The following is a 2408-nucleotide window of genomic DNA, read 5'->3' as shown; positions in this document are numbered from 1 at the left end:
CAACACCGGTAGGCCGCTGGCGAGGTGTCGCGTTTCCACGGTCCTTTTCCAGCGGCCCCCGGTCCGAACCACGCGGGCACCTTTCGGTGCACGTAGCTCTCCAGTGACTACTCCGTTAATAGCGCGGTTGGTTGCCCTTCATGGATGGCTTCGTGGCATCGGGTGCAGACCACGAGGGTCTTTCTCCGTTTCTTGGCCATGTGTTGCACCCAAGGGGGCTGTGGTCGTCCATCCCCGGTGAGGTCAGCGAGTTTACGAACCTGATGGACCTCCACCTGGCCCTGTTGCTCGCATAGTTCACATCTACCCAGGCGGAGCCGTGTGATCAGCTCTTTTCGGGCAATGGGTCGGACTACCGGGCGGTCTTGCAGAACCGCCTTCTTCTGCCGTTTCAGCTGGATTTCGCCGAATCTTCCGACCAGTGTTTTCTTGCCTGCTCGTTGGACACTGGCCTCGTAGCACGTCCGGGGTCCATCTGGTGTCGAGATCTTGGCCCTGTACTTACGGGCCATCGCCGACACCGTCGAACGATGCTTGGCAGCCAGCGTCTTGAGCATCGAGGTCTGTGCGACCCATTTGAACCGGCTCAGCCTCCAGACATCGCCGGCCAGCAGATAGTACTGGATGAGACCCCTGTATTCCGCTCCGTATGTGCTGACGATCGTGAGGTCGTCACGGTTCAACAGCTCGGTTCGGCGCTCGGGTTTTCCGTGCTTCAAGTAAGGGGCACACTTGGCTTTGATCACTTCCCGTGGGACGCGCAGGGCAACACTGCCGTTCACGGACGGACGGGTCGCGCTGTGCTGGACAGTGATCTCATAGCCGAGGAAGGACGCTGCCTCGGTACGGGCATGCGTGATCAGTGTCTTGTCTGGATTCAGTTCCAACTTGAGGTCGTCTCGCAGGAACTGTGCCAGACGCTGTTTTATTTGCTCGGCTTCGGCCTTCGGACCGGCGAACCCGAGAAGGGTGTCGTCGGCGTAACGGCAGTAGCGAAGCCGCCTGTAGCCCGGATCCTGTGGATCCTTGCTGGGCGTGCCCCGCAATTGTTTACGCAGCTCGCGTGCTGCGGTCGTGAAACCGCGTTTCCGAGCGCGCACCGCCGCCATTCGCACCCTTGCATATTCAGGGTTGGGTGCCCTGCTTGCTCCTCGGGTGTACTGCGGTATCAGAACTGTTTCGATGAATTTGTCCAACCGGTCCAAGTAAATATTGGAGAGGACGGGTGAAACCACACCGCCTTGTGGAGCTCCACTCAGCGTTGCATTCCACACCCAATCCTCCAGGTATCCGGCTTGCAGCATCTGTTTGATCAGCCGGAGGAACCGGTTATCGTGGATTTTCTCGGCCAGCGTCGAGAGCATGACCTCATGATCGAAGCTCCCGAAACAGTCCGAGATATCACCCTCGATAAACCAAGTCGTGCCAGTCCACAGGTCCGCCACTTCGCTGAGTGCGGTGTGGCATCCCTTGCCCGGACGGAAACCGTGTGAGCGGTCGGAGTGTCGCGGCTCATAATATGCCTCAAGCAAGAGGCGGATCACTTCGCCAACGAGCTTATCCGACCACGAAGGCAGACCAAGCGGCCTCTGTTTCCCGTTCTTTTTCGGGATGTAGATGCGCTTGGCAGGCTTGAACCGGAAGCGCTCGTGGCGCACCGCGTCAATGACGCGCTCGATCTTAGCCATTGACATACCATCCGCAGTTTCTCCATCGACCCCAGGCGTCATGGCTCCATGGTTGGAGTACAGGCGCCCGTAGGCCATCAAATACATATGCGGGTTGAACAGTTGCCGGTACAGTTCATTGCACGGCAGGCCACGCCTACCGCGTTCACGGAGGACACCCAGCACTGTTTCGGCGCTCTGCAATTTCGCATACCTCCCAGCCTTCGAGTATCCGATCACCTGGCCCCCTTCACCCTGCGGACGGACTTCCCGTCCTCCTTGGTAGGGCGCTACTCCTACGATTACTACGGGGCCTCTGTCACCTTAGGACTCGCGCCCCTTAGGTGATCCCACGTTCGTCCCTGTCATACGTAATAGTGCGACTTAGGATCCTCATTCATCTCCTTGAATACCCTCGCTGGGCATCGCTCCACATCCCGGAGGTTGCATCGGCCACCTCGTGATGCCGATACAGGTTGTGGCACCGGTGTCAGGCGTTATTTCCGGTGGGCGTGCACTTGCACCTTCTGGAGATTGAGGTCTAGGCAGTCGAGCTTTATCCGTATCGCACGGGTCCCGCAACGCCTCGCTTCATACGCCTGAACACGAGCGTTGCTTTTCTGGCATGCTATTGTTCCCTGCACCTTTCGGATTCAGGTTAGCCATCAGACCCAGGAACCTCCCTCCGACTTCCTCCCGGCTTAACCGGGGATATGACAAGGCGCTTTCGTGGCGCAGCGA

Annotated in this window: 1 protein-coding gene; it reads right to left on the bottom strand. The window is 58.7% G+C overall.

Annotated elements, in window-relative coordinates:
- Positions 1-107: 107 nt before the first annotated feature.
- Complete coding sequence (locus JS756_RS35575) at positions 108-1871, bottom strand: reverse transcriptase/maturase family protein (protein ID WP_205387407.1); 1764 nt, start codon at positions 1869-1871, stop codon at positions 108-110.
- Positions 1872-2408: the final 537 nt, after the last annotated feature.

The sequence above is a fragment of the Streptomyces actuosus genome (assembly GCF_016921115.1).
Lineage (GTDB): Bacteria > Actinomycetota > Actinomycetes > Streptomycetales > Streptomycetaceae > Streptomyces > Streptomyces actuosus_A.
Note: the sequence above shows the minus strand (reverse complement) of the source record. Positions and strands in the feature narration are given on the sequence as shown.